Annotated in this window: 18 protein-coding genes; 2 read left to right on the forward strand and 16 right to left on the reverse strand. The window is 58.6% G+C overall.

Annotation, left to right across the window (positions count from 1 at the left end):
• The first annotated feature begins 3 nt into the window (after positions 1-3).
• Positions 4-1,536: an AAA family ATPase gene (locus tag QX034_RS03730; RefSeq protein ID WP_315704952.1), complete on the forward strand. Its 1,533-nt coding sequence runs from the start codon at positions 4-6 to the stop codon at positions 1,534-1,536.
• 27 nt (positions 1,537-1,563) lie between these two features.
• Here the strand turns inward: QX034_RS03730 and QX034_RS03735 are convergent, their stop codons facing one another.
• Positions 1,564-3,324 (reverse strand): PHA/PHB synthase family protein, encoded by a 1,761-nt coding sequence (locus QX034_RS03735; protein ID WP_315727974.1) that lies wholly within the window; start codon positions 3,322-3,324, stop codon positions 1,564-1,566.
• A gap of 135 nt (positions 3,325-3,459) precedes the next feature.
• Positions 3,460-3,837, reverse strand: a complete 378-nt coding sequence (locus QX034_RS03740) for a hypothetical protein (RefSeq protein WP_315704515.1) — start codon at positions 3,835-3,837, stop codon at positions 3,460-3,462.
• Positions 3,838-4,001: 164 nt separating this feature from the next.
• Here QX034_RS03740 and QX034_RS03745 point away from each other — a divergent pair, with 164 nt between their 5' ends.
• Positions 4,002-4,730 carry a CBS domain-containing protein gene (locus QX034_RS03745; RefSeq protein ID WP_315704516.1) on the forward strand — a complete coding sequence of 243 codons (729 nt, stop codon included), beginning with the start codon at positions 4,002-4,004 and terminating at the stop codon, positions 4,728-4,730.
• 38 nt (positions 4,731-4,768) lie between these two features.
• Here QX034_RS03745 and QX034_RS03750 read toward each other — a convergent pair whose 3' ends face one another.
• The 14 genes from QX034_RS03750 to QX034_RS03815 form a co-directional block, all read right to left on the reverse strand.
• Positions 4,769-5,611, reverse strand: a complete 843-nt coding sequence (locus tag QX034_RS03750) for a phosphodiesterase (protein WP_315704517.1) — start codon at positions 5,609-5,611, stop codon at positions 4,769-4,771.
• A 4-nt stretch (positions 5,612-5,615) separates the two neighbouring features.
• Positions 5,616-6,680, reverse strand: coding sequence for an ABC transporter ATP-binding protein (locus QX034_RS03755; protein WP_315704518.1), 1,065 nt, complete (start codon positions 6,678-6,680; stop codon positions 5,616-5,618).
• A complete protein-coding gene (locus QX034_RS03760; protein ID WP_315704954.1) occupies positions 6,677-7,462 on the reverse strand; it encodes an ABC transporter permease in 786 nt (261 codons plus the stop codon). Before QX034_RS03760 ends, QX034_RS03755 begins: the two co-directional genes overlap by 4 nt.
• Before the next feature lie 4 nt (positions 7,463-7,466).
• Positions 7,467-8,282, reverse strand: coding sequence for an ABC transporter permease (locus QX034_RS03765; protein WP_315704519.1), 816 nt, complete (start codon positions 8,280-8,282; stop codon positions 7,467-7,469).
• Positions 8,283-8,334: 52 nt separating this feature from the next.
• Positions 8,335-9,342: an ABC transporter substrate-binding protein gene (locus QX034_RS03770; protein WP_316195014.1), complete on the reverse strand. Its 1,008-nt coding sequence runs from the start codon at positions 9,340-9,342 to the stop codon at positions 8,335-8,337.
• 173 nt (positions 9,343-9,515) lie between these two features.
• Positions 9,516-10,082, reverse strand: coding sequence for a flavin reductase family protein (locus QX034_RS03775; protein ID WP_315741919.1), 567 nt, complete (start codon positions 10,080-10,082; stop codon positions 9,516-9,518).
• Between the two features lie 9 nt (positions 10,083-10,091).
• Complete coding sequence (locus tag QX034_RS03780; protein ID WP_316195016.1) at positions 10,092-11,312, reverse strand: acyl-CoA dehydrogenase family protein; 1,221 nt, start codon at positions 11,310-11,312, stop codon at positions 10,092-10,094.
• 138 nt (positions 11,313-11,450) lie between these two features.
• Positions 11,451-12,722, reverse strand: coding sequence for a CoA transferase (locus QX034_RS03785; RefSeq protein WP_316195017.1), 1,272 nt, complete (start codon positions 12,720-12,722; stop codon positions 11,451-11,453).
• A gap of 181 nt (positions 12,723-12,903) precedes the next feature.
• Positions 12,904-13,353 carry a GNAT family N-acetyltransferase gene (locus QX034_RS03790; protein ID WP_315751223.1) on the reverse strand — a complete coding sequence of 150 codons (450 nt, stop codon included), beginning with the start codon at positions 13,351-13,353 and terminating at the stop codon, positions 12,904-12,906.
• Between the two features lie 31 nt (positions 13,354-13,384).
• Positions 13,385-13,684 carry a hypothetical protein gene (locus tag QX034_RS03795; protein WP_315704525.1) on the reverse strand — a complete coding sequence of 100 codons (300 nt, stop codon included), beginning with the start codon at positions 13,682-13,684 and terminating at the stop codon, positions 13,385-13,387.
• Positions 13,681-14,064, reverse strand: coding sequence for a hypothetical protein (locus QX034_RS03800; protein ID WP_315751224.1), 384 nt, complete (start codon positions 14,062-14,064; stop codon positions 13,681-13,683). The genes QX034_RS03795 and QX034_RS03800 overlap by 4 nt, the downstream gene beginning before the upstream one ends.
• Position 14,065: 1 nt before the next feature.
• Positions 14,066-14,308, reverse strand: a complete 243-nt coding sequence (locus QX034_RS03805) for a hypothetical protein (protein ID WP_315704955.1) — start codon at positions 14,306-14,308, stop codon at positions 14,066-14,068.
• A 3-nt stretch (positions 14,309-14,311) separates the two neighbouring features.
• A complete protein-coding gene (locus tag QX034_RS03810) occupies positions 14,312-14,476 on the reverse strand; it encodes a hypothetical protein (RefSeq protein WP_315704527.1) in 165 nt (54 codons plus the stop codon).
• Positions 14,473-15,177 (reverse strand): hypothetical protein, encoded by a 705-nt coding sequence (locus tag QX034_RS03815; RefSeq protein ID WP_315704528.1) that lies wholly within the window; start codon positions 15,175-15,177, stop codon positions 14,473-14,475. The genes QX034_RS03810 and QX034_RS03815 overlap by 4 nt, the downstream gene beginning before the upstream one ends.
• Positions 15,178-15,595 lie beyond the last annotated feature (418 nt).

Genomic DNA, 15,595 nt, shown 5'->3' on the forward strand with positions numbered 1-15,595 from the left:
ATGATGCCGTCGTCATCTCCGAATGCGTTGCAAGAGGCCGTGCTAGCCTTTCTTGGCGATCCAGCACGGCATCCCCATGTCCATCGTATCGACACACATGCGGCTTCGGTGTTCCTGGAAGGTGATCGCGCCCTCAAAATCAAACGCGCCGTTTGGTTTCCATTTCTTGATTATTCCACTTTGGAAAAACGTAAGGCCGCGTGTGAGGACGAACTTCGCATCAACAAGCCCTTTGCTCCGGAGATTTATCGCCGCGTGGTCGGCATCATGCGGGCGGAGAACGGCTCGCTTTCGATCGGTGGGCCCGGAACGCCCGTCGAATATGCCGTGGAAATGACTCGCTTCGACGAAAACTGTACTTTTGACCACCTCGCCGCGCAGGGAGAGGTGAGTTCTGTGCTCGCCGAGCGCACGGCCGAGGCGATCGCGGCGTCGCACGACGTAGCCGTCCCGCGACCCGCCGAACCGTGGATCGCTTCGATTCCAACGATCATCCAAGCGTATGTCGAAGCATTTAAGGCCGTTCCTTGGTTCGCATCGAGCGAGATCGACGAACTGACCGAGATGTCACAGTCGACATTCACTCATCTGAAGCCCATGCTGGAAGATCGCGGCCGGCGGGGCTACGTCCGGCGCTGCCATGGCGACCTTCACTTGGCCAACATCGTCCTGGTCGGAGATAAACCTGTCCTGTTCGACGCAATCGAATTTGACGAGCGGATCGCCTCCATCGATGTTCTCTACGATCTTGCTTTTCCGTTGATGGACCTGGTCCAGTACGATCAGCGGGCCGCCGCCAATCACCTGCTCAATCGTTATCTCGCGGTCACGCCAATCGATCATCTCGACGGCCTCGCCGCGCTCCCGCTGTTCATGTCGATGCGGTCGGCCATCCGAGCTGAGGTTCTGCTCGCGCAGCTCGATCGAGCCGGCTCCGACCACGCCGGCATTCTCGAGGCAGCAACGCGCTATTTCCAACTCGCGCGGCGTCTGATCCATCCGGCCGCCCCGGCTCTCATCGCTGTTGGGGGGCTCTCAGGGACTGGCAAGTCCGTCTTGGCGCGCGCAATTGCTCCCTCCCTTACACCCCCACCAGGTGCTATCGTGTTACGTACTGACGTCCTTCGCAAGCAGCTATTCGGTGCACGCGAGACGGATCGTCTGCCGCCCGAGGCATACTCAGCAGACACGAGTCGGAGAGTCTATGATCTTCTCACAGAGCGCGCCGGCCGCGTCCTGGCACAGGGCTTTTCCGTTGTGGTCGATGCGGTCTTTGCTCGAGAGGACGAACGGACATCGGTGGCCGGTTTGGCCCGGCAAATGAAGATTGCATTTTCCGGATTTTTTCTGGTGGCGGATTTGGCGGTGCGCCAGGCACGCATCGGCGCGCGTCGGGCCGACGCCTCCGATGCGACGCCGAAGATCGCCGAACTGCAGGAACAATACGATGTCGGCCCCCTTGATTGGCCGATCATCGATGCGTCCGGAACAGCGGAGACGACACTTGCGCAGTGTCGAGCTCAGCTTCCACGATAGCAACGCCGCTCCGCTTGCGCGACTTCGTCACGTATGTACGTAATCTCCCGGTGCCTCGGGTAAATCGTCCGATACACCGGCGACGCCCATGGAGGGCGGATCGCAAGGCTGGCCCGATCGGGCATTAAGCCAGCCGATCCACTCGGGCCACCAAGCTCCCTCGACACGAGGCGTCGTCCGCTGCCATTCATCCGGACCGAGATAAGGTGCGTCCGCCAGCTTGGTCCTTACTTGATAGAAGTGGCCGGATTCGCTCGGCGGCGCGACAATACCGGCGTTGTGCCCACCGCTTGTCAATATGAATGTCACGTCCGCATCCACCTCATAGTGGATCTTGTAGGCGGACCTCCACGGCGCCACGTGATCACGGATGGTCCCTACCACGAACATCGGCGTGTGAATGTCGGACAGCGCGATCGGCCGACCATCCACCGCATAACGACCTTCGGCGAGATCGTTGTGCAGGAACAAATTCCGCAGATACTCCGAGTGCATCCGGTATGGCAGCCGGGTCGCGTCTGCATTCCAGGCCATGAGATCGCTCGGATGCACCCGCTCGCCCATCAGATAATCTCGCGACACCCGCGACCAGACCAGATCGTTGGAGCGAAGCAGTTGGAACGCGCCCGCCATTTGTGTAGTGTCCAGATAGCCGCGCTCCCACATCATGTCTTCCAAGAAGGCAACCTGACTTTCATTGATGAACAGCGTGAGCTCGCCGGCTTCGGTAAAGTCCGTTTGTGCAGCCAAGAGCGTGATCGATCTGAGCCGATTGTCACCGTCACGCGCCATCGCGGCACTCGTGATCGCCAGCAAAGTGCCGCCCAAGCAGTAGCCTAGCGCGTGGACGCGTCGTCTGGGCAGGATAAGCCCGATCATGTCAAGCGCCGCCTTGACGCCAAGTGTCCTATAATCATCGAAAGCGATATCACGATCCCCGGCACCGGGATTACGCCAGGAGATCATGAACACCGTGAAACCTTGCCCAGTGAGATATTTCACAAGCGAGTTATGAGGCGACAGGTCGAGGATGTAATATTTCATGATCCACGCCGGCACGATCAGGATCGGCTCTGGCCGCACCTGTTCGGTCGTCGGACTGTATTGAATGAGCTCGATCAGTTCGTTCCGATAGATTACCTTGCCCGGCGAGACTGCGACGGTCTTGCCGACGACGAACTCCGGCTCTCCCGTCCCCGGCGCACTTGAGGCCAACAGCTGCAGCAGGTCACTGCACCAGTTCTGCCAGCCAAAAACGAAATTCTCACCGCCGGTCTGAAACGCTTTCTGCAGGACTTCGGGATTGCTCCATGGGAAGTTAGACGGGGCGAACATGTCAAGGACCTGCCGCACCGAAAACTCGACAACCGCTTCGTTCGCGGCCGCGACACCCCGAACGCCCGTTGTCGCGTTATGCCACCACTGCTCGCCCAGCAAGAAGGCTTGGGCGAGCAAATTGAATGGTTCCGTTTCCCATTCAGGCTTCATGAACCTGTGGTCGGTCGGCTTGGGCCTAACCAAATCCCAGGGTCTCCGCTCGGGAGCGGCATAATGGAGTGCTCGCTGAAGCAACTTGTTGCTGGAACGCATGGCATCACGAACGTTTTCGATTTGACGCTGGGGCGCTGCGGCGAGATGGGAAGCCCAATCGAGATACGCCATCGATAGCGCGACCGGCGAAATACCGTTCGTCAGGCGCGCAAGTGTCGCACTGAACGCCTTGTCCAATTCGTGGTCTTCATGGCCGGACGCGTTTGAATCAAGATCGCGCGGCTGAGCTTCGGCCAACGCCGGCTCGTTTGGGCTGACGAACTCTGTGGGATGAGGTGAAGGTAAAGCGGCTGCACCGGCTTGGAGCGAGACGACTGGCGGCTGCACGAGCGTCTTTTCCTTCAATTCTGGTTGAATGGGCACACTAGCGGTTCAATTCTGTCCTGCCTGTCCCCGCACGGCCGCTAACTTGAGGCTTGCATCAATCATTCGCTGACCATGTCTGAAAAGTCGCTCGCAATCGCGCCGTAGGAATTCGATCTGATGCTGACCGCACTCTTGCAGCATCGTCTGAATGCCGTTCACGGAGTGTGCGCCGGCAGTCTTTGAAATGAACTCCATAAACAGGTGGGTTTCGGTGCGTGTCCGGTCCAATAGCTCGTTGCCGGCGAAAACAAGTTCTTCCAGCACAATGCGTTGGACGCCAAAGAACACGTCCAACATTTGTCTATTGGAGCTTGCAACGCGTTCTGAAATATCGACCGCCACCGGATCACTGCCGGCGGCACGAGTCTCGGAAAGCTCAGGCATTAGAAACCTCCACCTCCCCGGCTGGGGCCTAATGTCTATCAGGACGCGGGGGAAGCCACATTGCGCTGCGTCAAGCGCGCTTCCGGCCGACGATTGACCTGCATCAAGCGGCATCAACGCGGGCGGGCTACCCTTCAAAAAAGGTTCGAACGTCGGAGCTTTCCATGCGCGCCCATCAGATTATGACCCGCCCCGTCATTACCGTTACACCCGAGACCTCAATCGTAGAAGCTGCAAATGTCATGTTGCAGCGGCACGTCAGCGGCCTGCCCGTGGTCGACGGCGGTGGCAAGCTCGTCGGCGTGGTCTCGGAAGGGGACTTCATCCGCCGCAGTGAAATTGGCACGGGACGCAAGCGCGGCCGGTGGCTTCGATTCATCCTCGGCCCGGGCAAGTCCGCCGCTGACTTTGTTCATGAGCACGGTCGAAAGGTATCGGAAGTCATGACCAAGACGCCTTTGACCATCACGGAGGATACGGCGCTGGCCGAGATCGTGGACATCATGGAAAAGAACCACGTCAAGCGCTTGCCCGTGACGCGGGGAGACTTGGTCGTCGGCATCGTTTCCCGCGCAAACCTGCTTCAGGCAGTTGCCTCATTAGCTCGCCAGGTGCCGGACCCGACCGCCGATGATGATCACATTCGCAACCGAGTAATCGACACTCTAGAGAAGAACGATTGGTGCCCGTTCGGCCTGAGCGTGATCGTCAAGGACGGCATCGTGCATCTCAGTGGTGTCATCACCGAGGAGCGCTCACGCCAAGCAGCGATGGTCGCGGCGGAAAACGTCGACGGCGTCAAGAAGGTTCACGACCACCTCTGCTGGGTCGATACCATGTCCGGCATGTACCTGAATTCACCGGAGGACGACGAGATGGCGAAGGCCAGCTAGCGACGTCAATGAGATCCGGCGTATTAAAATACCGGAGATTAGTCGATCAACTTGCCATCAGGCCCGAAGAATGGATGGGGTCCATCGAACTCCCCGATCGGAACATGATGGGTCACGGTGCCCCCAAAGCCCTCCCCGGGTTGCCAGATATGAAGATGGAAGGCCGGCGGCTCGATCTTGAATGACGGGGCACGAAGCTCTGCCACGTCGAGATCGACTGCATGGTTTGGCGCTGGGCAGATCGTACAGGCAACGCCGGCAAACGTCGTCAGTGTTGACCGATGAACGTGACCGCATCCAATTCGCTGCAGACGTTGTTGACGTCTTACGATGGATGCAAGATCCGCCGGATTGCGCAGATTCTGCCGATCCATATGCCAGATCCCGGTCGCGAACGGAGGATGGTGCAGAAATGCGAGAGCGGGACGCTCCGTCGAAGTCAATAGCATCGCCTCGAGCCAGTCGCAGGTCTGGCTATCGAGTTCGCCGTGTGGATGGCCTGGCACGCTCGAATCCAGCAAAATGATGTCCAAGCCCTCTACGTCATAGCGCTGATTGAGCGGCCCGGAGGGGAATGCATATGAACGATCCGGGAATACGGATCGCATGAGTTCCCGAGAATCGTGGTTACCCGGAACGGCTACGAACGGAATCTCCAGTTTCGCGAGCAAGAGGGCGAGATGCTGATACTCCTGCTCTGTCGGAGTGTCGGCGAGATCGCCAGAAATGACCACGAGATCAATCCTGGGCTCGAAGCGATTAAGCGCCGCGATGCAGCGCACGAGCGCTGCGGACGTATCAACGCGCCGGTAGGCGAGCCGCCCAGGCGACTTGATATGCAGGTCGGAGATCTGGGCAATCAAGACCGGTCGATCTGACATCTGGTCACCGCTGGTCTAAAGGCAGCAAACGTATGGCGTCGGGCGCAACTGCAATCCCGATCCGTTCTCCAACGCTAACCTGGACTGTATTAGGGGCATCGACCACGAGAGGCTTGTCCGTGACATCGCAAACGACGATCCGCTGCCGGTCTCCCGTAAAACGAACGCTCTCGATCATTCCATTCAGGGCCGCAGCTCCCGGCGCCACGATGCCGATGGCTTCCGGACGTACCATCGCAATGGCTACAGCCATATCATCTGCTCCCTTGACCGGCTGCCGACCGCCACGGAGAATCAGTTTTCCACCTTCAATGGGAGCTTCGACAATGTTCGCCGCTCCGACGAATTCGGCAACGAAGCGATCCGCCGGGGTAAAATAGATCTCGCGCGGCGATCCGACCTGGGCAATGGCGCCCTTGCGCATCACCACCACGCGATCGCCGAGCTCCATGGCTTCGGCTTGATCATGTGTGACGTAGATCGCGGTGATGCCAAGGGTCCGGAGCAATCGATTGAGCTCGCTTCGCAGACGCTCGCGCAGCGCCGCATCCAGAGCCGTCAAGGGCTCGTCGAGCAGCAGGACGCTTGGCCGAATCGCGACCGCACGTGCCAATGCGACGCGCTGACGTTGACCGCCGGACAACTGCTCGATCCGGCGATCTTCGAGGCCCGAGATGTTGGTCAATTCCATCAATTCGGCCACACGCGCAGTCCGTTCGGATTTCGCGACACCGCGAATCTTCAAACCGTACCCGATATTTTCGGCGACCGTCATATTCGGGAACAGCGCATAGGATTGAAACACCATGCCGACGTTGCGCCGCTCGATCGGCAGACCTGTCAGGTCCTTGCCGTCGAACAGCACGCGTCCACCGAGGTCCGGAGTTTCCAACCCCGCGATGATGCGCAACAACGTCGTTTTGCCACATCCCGAAGGCCCGAGCAGCACGAGCGTTTCACCACTTGCAATGTCGAGCGACGTCGGCTCGAGCGCGCGAGTTCCGTCCGCGTAGGTCTTCGCGCAGCTCTCGACCCGAAGCGACACGCCATGTCCAACGACGGGATTCACCGCGCCCCTCCTCTTTCAGCGAGCCATTGCATAGCAACCAAGAGGGGTATGATCATGATGAAGAAAACCAATGTATAGGCCGAAGCCACTTCCAGCCGCATGGAGGCGTAACTGTCCGCAAGCCCGATCGGCAGCGTCTTGGTCAAGGGCGTGTGCAGCATCCATGTCAGATTGAACTCGCCGAGGGACAGCGTCACCACCATCAAACTACCGGCCAGAATTCCAGGGGACGCATTTGGGACGATGACATCGCAGAAACGTCGCCACGGCGACGCGCCGAGCGACGCCGCACCTTCGTCGAGCGTCTTGATATCGACGGTTGCGAAGATCGCCATCACCGATCGAACCATGAACGGCATCGTGAAGATGACGTGCCCCACCAGAATGAACAGCCAGGATCGACGAAAGTCGCCGAAGCCGCCATAGGTCAGCAGAAGCGCCAGGGCGAGCGCAAGCCCTGGAATCGCCACGGGAAGCGTAATGACCTCTTCGATCGCTCGCGACAGCCGGCCGCCGCGAACATAGAGCGCATAGGCGGCGGGAACGCCAGCGAGCAGCGTAGCGGCCAATGTTCCGAAGGCGATGACAAACGACAACAGGATGGTGCCCGCATAGAGCTCCCACACTTGGGTAACCCATTGCAGCGTGACGCCGGATCGAATGCCGCGGAAATAATTGTTAGTGACGCCTGCAGTAATCGAGAGACACGCTGGCACAACGAGAAACGCCGCGACGAGCAGTGTAAAGAGAAGCTGAGCAGCAAAGATGGCGCGATTCCGCACGGCATCAACCCGCGGCAGCAACGGCATTGCCGCTGAACGATCGGGCCAGCGCCAGGATCAGCCAAGTAATCACGCCCAATCCGACTGACAGCGCGGCTGAGGTGGCCAGATTTCCGGCCAGTGTGAACTCTGTATAGATCAGCATCGGCAGCACATCGATATTGGTCGCAAGCGTGAAGGCGGTGCCGAATGCACCCATGGCAGTTGCAAACGCGATAGCACCCGAGGCGATCAGCGCCGGCATCAAAGCCGGCAGCACGACGTCACGTTGTACGGCCCACGGCCCTGCCCCGAGCGACCGCGCCGCCTCTTCCAGAGCGGGATCGAGCTTTTGCACGGCCGCCATGATCGTTAGAATCACCCGCGGAATCGAAAAATAGAGATAGCCTAAAAACAGGCCGTAGATCGAATAGGCGAAAACGAGCTTGTCTCCGATCAGGCGGCTCGACAAATCGCCGACTACACCTTGGCGGCCGGCAAGCAGGATGATCATAAAGCCGACGACAACGCCAGGAAACGCCAACGGAAAGGTCAAGAAGGCGACCAACAAGGACCGGCCAGGAAAGCGATGCCGCTGCAGAAATATTCCGGCGATCGTTGCCACCGCCAAGGTTACCATCGTGGTGATCGCAGCAAGTATCAGAGTGTTCACGAGAGTACTGCGATAGCGCGGTTCGGCCAAAATGGAGAAGTATTCTGCCAGCCCGTTTGGACCTTCGGCCCCGGTGACGAGAAGTTGCGCCATCGGCAACAGAAAGAAAGCTGCCGTCAAGACACTCAACGGCAGCAAGCAAAGCCAAACAAAGGATCGATGCGACATGCGACAACGGTGCCCTGATTGAGCTCAAACTAGGGCAGCTGATTCTGCCACCTTACCTGACCTCGTCGAGATATCGCTCAACGAAGCCCTTTTGTGCATTTTCCATTTCGCCCCAATCGACGCTCTTGGCCCGCGCATAATCGGCGTCCGGCAGGAATTTGCTCTTTACCGACTCGGGGAGATCAATCGGGCGCGCCGGGCGCAGATAGGCATTGGTCCAGATCGCCTGCCCCTTATCGGACAAGAGATAGTCCAGAACCTTCTTCGCCTTTTCCTTGTCCGGAGCGTTCTTCACCAGGCCGACAACATAAGGGAACATGACTGATCCCTCACAGGGAATCACAAACTCAAAGTTCCCCTTCTCGGAATATTTGGCGCGATAGGCGTTGAAATCATAATCGAGCAGGATCGGCATTTCGCCCGAGACAACGCGGGCATAGGAAGTCTGCTTGGGCACGATCGGATCGTTCTTACGCAGTTCCTTGAAATAGCTGATTGCCGGGTCGAAATTGCTGCCAGACCCGCCAAGCGCAAGATTGACTGCGACAGCGCCGACATAACCCACAGCTGCGGAGCTCGGATCCAGGTACCCGACCATTCCCTTGTAGTCGGGCTTGAGCAGGTCCTTCCAGCACGCCGGCACCGGCTTCCCGCCGAGCGCATCCTTGTTCACGAACAGGCCCAGCGTGCCGGAGTGGATCGTTGTCCAATATCCGTCCCGATCTTTGAGGCCCGCAGGAACCTGGTCCCAATGCGCCGGCTTATATGGCTCCAACGCATCCTGCGCTTTGGCTTTCATACCGAACGTGACACCGAAATAGCCGATATCTCCGACCGGATTGCTCTTCTCCGCAAGAATCTGAGCCAATGCCTGCCCCGAGTTCTTGTTGTCGTGCGGAATGTCATAGCCGAGGTCGGCCTTGATGGATTTGAGCATGGAAGCCCAATCGGCCCATTCCGGCGGACAATTGTAGCAAATGACGTCTGCCGCCTTGGCCGATTGCCAGGGCGCCAGGACGGCCAGGGCGAACAGAACGACGATGAAGCGGATGACATTCATGAACTAAGGACTCCGTGGCTCCGGCATCTCAGCCAGTGACGGTTTCCCCTAAAGGGCGCACATGAAGGATTTGCGACACAATCCTTTGATGTCTTGGATAAAACAACTATCTGAACGTGCTACACTCCCAAGTCATACAAAGCGCAGGCGGAGCTCTCCGAGGCAGCGGGCGATCAAGCTTCATCCATGTTGCGTTCGTCGGTAGCCTCGAAGCGGCCGAAGCGGCCGCGCACAAACAAAAGCGGCTCGGTCGGACTGTAGGAATATGCCTCCACCGCGCCGAGAAATATCACGTGGTCTCCACCATAATACCGGCTGACCGATCGACACTGGAAATTCGCGACGCTTTCCTTGAGTACGGGCGCTCTTCCAAGGCCGGGACTCCACTCGACCCCGATGAATTTATCTTCGGATGATTTGGCGAACTTGTTCGCCAGCGCCTGCTGCGATGTCCCCAAGACATTGACGGTAAAATGACTAGCGTTCTGAAACACGTTCAGGCTGGAGGAATAGAGCAGCAGGCTCCAGAGGACCAGGGGCGGATTGAGCGACACCGACGCAAACGAGTTGCAGGTCAATCCGTATGGTCGGCCGGCCGCGTCGGCCGCAGTGATGATCGTGACGCCTGTTCCATAAGCCCCAAGCGCGTTGCGAAAATCCCGTGCGTCGATTGGTGAACTATCGCTAGCGAGTTCTTTCGCTGGATCAGGCACAACTGGACACTTCGGCGTATCGTTCATCCTGCCGTCTCACAGCGTCAGGTTATCGGAGGGCAGACCGAGCACCACCCGACCATAGCTGGTCCCAGCTGCGTCGAAGTTAAATGCAATATGGGAATTGATCGCGTGTGCATCGCGAAACCGCCGCTGCAGCACTCCGCTCGTGAACAACCCTCGCGCGCCGCTCGCCGCAAACAGCAGGGAGACGGCCTCTGTGCATAGATTGACGGCATAAGCTCCGTCACGCCGATACCGCGTCTTGGTCATCATGTCCGGAATGACGCCTCGCCGCGCATCCTCCATGGCACGGGTGCAGCTCGCTCGCATAATCATGCGGGCTGTATCTATCTTAGCGGATGCTTCGGCAATTTTTAGTTGCGTGCTCTGGAGGTCACTGAGCTTTGCCCTATTGTAGGTCGACGCGCGATGCCGCGCACCGTCGATATAGTCCTCAAGACATGCCCGAGCGTTGCCGAGGGCAACGCCCGAAATGGCAAAGGGAAATAGCGAGAACACTGGCAACCGGTACAACGGGCTGGGATTGAGGCCGCTACCTGGGGATATTCCGCCGGCGAGACTGTTCACCCCGATTGTCATCTCGTCGGCGACAAAGGCATCCCGCACTTCGACATCGTTGGAGCCAGTTCCCCTCAGCCCGGCTGCATTCCAGGTATCAAGGATGTTGTAGTCTGCCCGTGGCAAAAGAAAAATGCGATATTCCACGCCGTCTGCCTCGTCCTCGGAGGAGACTACACTTGCCAGCATATTCCACTGACACGAGGCAACGCCAGACGACAACGGCCAACTTCCGCGCAATTCGTAGCCGCCATTCACTTTCTTGGCCCGGCCCGCTGGGAAGATAAAAGAAGAGGCGATCAACGTATTGGCGTCATCGCCCCAAATCCGATCCTGTGCCCGCGGATCGAACATCGCCAACATCCAGTGGTGGCTCGCCAGGTTGGCGACATTCCAAGCCACCGATGCATCCGCGCGTGCAAGCAAATCCGCACAATCGACCAATGCGACGTAATCCAGCTCACGGCCACCGACCCGCTTTGGCTGCAGGATTCGGAACAACCCGGCTTCCAGGAGATCCTGTTCGGTCTCGGGGGGCACGCGACGCAGCTCTTCGGTTCGTTCGGCACGTTCACGAAGCAATGGCAAGAGTGCCATCGCCCGCGCCTCGACGGGCGCAAAGGCATCCGGTCGCTCATCGCCCTGATACGAGCTTGGCTGCTGCTTGGTCGTCATCCCGAACGTGCTCCGCGAACGGTCCATCATCTCGTTTCAGGCGATACCAATTGCGACCATCGCATTTTGATCCGTTATCACACGGTTGGCAATTCGTGCAGCGGTTCGAATCTGCGATTCCTCAGTCGGATTCTCCAGTCAGAACGCGCTGTCACGCGTCTGGACTCGTCCGAAAGCGCCTGCTCGCTGCAGCGCCGCAATGCAGCAATCATCATAGCCCAAGATCGTCTTTAAGACCTCGGTCGTATGTTGCCCCAAGGTCGGGGCTGCCATGGGTTCGACCGGTGGCGTCAGACTCATACTGATCGCCGGTTCAATATTAGGAACTCTGCCCGCTGTGTGGTGCGGAATCCGGCAAACCCGACCGCGCCCCCGCACTTCCGGTGCCTCGAACGCCTCCGCGATGGTGCGGAGATAGCCGGCGGGAATGTGGGCCTGCTTCAGTTTTGTCATCCATGTTTCAAGATGGTCTATCGCGAAAATCTCGGCGAAAATCGCGCGCAGCTTCTCTTTGTTCAGCGATCGCGACTTGCGCGTGGCAAACTGCGGATCGTCGAGCAGATCAGGGCGGTCAAGCACTTCCGTGACCAGCCTCCGATAGAGGCGGTCGTTGGCGCAGGCGATGTAAAGGGGGCCATCGGAGGCTTCATACACACCGACTGTAGGTGATCCGTTCGGGGAGTTGCCAAAACGCCTCGGATTGAATCCACTGAGCAGGTACGCCATGCCGTAGAAGCTCGTCATGTTCATCGCGACGTCGAAAAGAGCGACATCCACGTGCTGCCCTCGCCCGAGCCGTTCGCGAGCAAGCAGCGCCAATAGAATCGCGTTGCAGGCGGACATGCCCGTCGCGAGGTCAATGACAGGAGGTCCCGTCCGCACTGGCGGACCATCCGCAAACCCATTGAGGGACATGAAGCCACTCTCGGCCTGGGTGATCGGATCAAAACCCGGTCGCGACGCAAATTGTCCCGAACGGCCGTACGCTGAAATCGAGCAATAGACGAGACCTGGATTGTTTGCGGAAACGGTTGCGTAGTCCAGGCCGAACTTGTCCATGATTCCAGTGGAAAAATTCTCGACCACCACGTCGGCCCTCTCGATCAGATCGCGCGCAATGTCCCTGGCCTTCGGCACCGCTAGGTCCAGTGTCATCGCGCGTTTGTTGCGATTGAGGCTGAGGAACGCCGCGCTCTCGCCTGCAACCTCCGCGTGTTCGTAGGCTCGCGTATCGTCTCCTTCTTCGGGGTGCTCGATCTTGATGACATCAGCACCGAAATCGCCCAACATTTGCGTGCAGGCTGGCCCCGCCACGACCCGCGTGAAGTCGATTACGAGCATCCCGTCCAGGGCCGTCGGCGCGTCCTTTCGGCGAGGTGACCGTTCTGGCAATGGCACTTTGGTGACCATGCGTCTCGCTCCTTCCGTCGAACTCATTGTCGATCATCTTCGTGATCTTCAGCATGGCGCAGCAGAGCCCTATCGATCATTCAGAAGGGCCGCTGTAGCGTGTCGTTAGCTCAACCGGGCACACAAAAAAAGGCCCGGCGGCCTTGGCCGCCGGGCATGACCTTTGCTGCACTGCAATCTTTCATCGAACGGAGCACTCAAAGGGCTCGATCAGCTTGCGCCAGTAGAGCGTACTCGACCAACCCCAGGGTGACTGTGGGCGAAACAGTCGATAGCCGCCGCGGATGAAGTTGTTCGCAGAGATGACGTTGTCCGTCGTGTCGGACACGATGCAGGACCACCCGTTCCGCCGCCCGCGCCACTCAGCCGCGCGCATCAGCCTGAGTTGGAGACCACGACCGCAATGCTCTCTTGCTACTCCAACCCGGCAGAAATAGCCGGCTTCCGATCCTATTGATGAGGGAACGAGACCGGCAAACGCAACGGGAACGCCCTGCTCGTATGCGATCCACCAATGCCCGGCATCGAAGTCAGGCAGCGGCGCCCTGTCAAGGAAGGTTTGGCGATGAAGATCAGCGAGACTGTCGGCAACATCTTCATCGCAAGCGTCTACTTCGCGGATATGATACATCTGAAATCCTTGACCTTGCCCGCCTTATCGATCACTTCCCAATGATGACCTTGATGCCGAGCCATACCGCTCCAACAAAGCCCGTTACGATGACGGTGATGACCGCCTTGAACGTGTAGCTCTGGGCTTGCTCGACGCTCTTGCGCCATCGACGAAGATGCTGGAAATCAGCTCGCAACTCTTTGCGGTCCTCCTCCTCGATGCCAAAGGATGTCAGAATCGTCACGATTGCCCGAAGGACGACCGCGTCGATCTCCTCACGTTGCAGCCTGTGCTGTTCGGCCAGGGTCTCGGCGACGATGGCTTTGATATCTTCTTGGATAACGCTCATCGCCGGATGATTCTCGCAACGTTTTCGAAGCCGCGCTTAGCGAAATAGAACGATATGACGAGATTTGCGGTCACCGACGCGAATCCCGCAAGCGGCTCCGTAGTCCCGAACCCAAGCACCTTGTCCCACACCAGGAGTTTTGCGAAATAGATCGCCACGCAATAACCGATCAGCTTGTCCGGCTCATACCAATGACCGATTTCCGCCTCGCGATATCGCAGGATTGCGTTCGACTCGGAGACCTGTGCCGCAATCTCGGAAGCCGCAAGATCGGCCGCGATCTTGGCTTCAGTGTTACCCGCATTCAGCTTGGCTTGATAGGCATCGATCAGCCCCTTGATCACCGGACCGCCGAGAAAGCTCACGATTGTCATCCACATGTCAGCCTCCCTTCTTCAAGGATCGCGCGCGCGCCAAGATCGTGATCAGCGAGATCACGAGGAGAATGCGGCCAGTCGTCCTGGCATCGCCGACTGCAGAATTGATCTGGTCCTTGATGTTGGGATCACCGAGCGCATCGCCGACACTATCGATCAGGGACATGAAGCCGCCGATCAAGGCGAGCGTGTAGCCCCATGCGATGGTCAGAGAATGCAGACAGGCCGCCTTGATTTTTGGCCACATCAATCAGGCCCTTCGGATCAAAGCTGCGAGCGCCTTCGCCGCGCCGGCAAGCCTGGTCGCTAACGCGTTGGCTCCGATCGAGAGCGCCAGGAGTCTGCTCTTGAAGGACCAGACCAGTGCGCCGCCCGCCGCGACACCAAGACAGAATGCAGAGCCAAATTCGATCATGTCGTTCTCCTTCCGAAGATGGATTTCATCAAGGCAACAAAAAAGGCTCCGATGGAGCCTTTGGCCGGGTTCGAAATGGATATCTGAGGCGATATGGGCGGCGGATCCGCCGACGAGTGGGGTCGAACCGAGGCCGTCTCCGAAGGCGGAAACGTGATGCTCGGATCAAGCCCCATCATGGCCATCAGCAGACCTGCGCAACCGAGCTGCCGGTCCACCGCCACCGGATCGTAAACGCCGTCGCGAACGTATTTTCCGGCACGATATTGATTCGTGCCCGCCCATACATACGGCGACGGAACGCCCCGACGGGCATAGCCGAGACCATTATACTGCTCGAGCAGGGTCAGAGCGCCCGCGACTGACCAGTCCTTCCAGCGTGCCGCGTGCGGAGGGCAGTTGACCAGCGCGTCGACAGCTGCCTCTTCCCAGGATCCGAAAGGCCCTCGGCCGGCCGGCACATGGACTGAGACCTTGTTCCAGGGATCCCCTTGGGCCAGGGAGCCTCCCCAGCTTTGTGAGCACTCGCGCTCGTGAATAACGGCGATCACCGGCCAGGGGACACGGGTAACCTTCTCAACCGCTTGATAGCGGGCCTTCTTGGCTACCATACGTTGAGCGACTGATACAAAATCTCGCACCGGCTTTGCTTTGTTCCAGCGGCAGGCGTTAGCGTCGGTCAGCAGTGAAGGGTTGAGCATTTGCAATCCATAACGAGAAAGCCGCCCAATTCGCGGCTGCGTACTTGTTCGCGACGAGGTCGTGTGATTGCCTCGCGCGTCTTCGGTTTGTGAATAGGAGGGCGGCAACCGTGACGAGCATAATACTTGGAGCAAGTAGCATGGTCGGCTATCATATCGCCAAATAGGTTCGCTGAGCTATTTAAGTCTCGCGTAAACCTCCCCCCGATGGATCGCCGCTGATCTTGGGCGACCAGACACAATCCGCTTCCCGGAGTCGCAAGTCATCTACTGTGACAGCAGTCCTGTAGCGTTCTCAAAAGCTATGCCAGAAATACTTCGCCCTGGGCCGCGGCGGGTAATCGTGATCACGTCAACGAGCACCTTCACCAACCTATAGATTAGGAAGATGAGCGCGAGCGCGAAGACATGGTCGATC

The sequence above is a fragment of the Bradyrhizobium sp. SZCCHNR3119 genome (assembly GCF_032487775.1).
Taxonomy (GTDB): domain Bacteria; phylum Pseudomonadota; class Alphaproteobacteria; order Rhizobiales; family Xanthobacteraceae; genus Bradyrhizobium.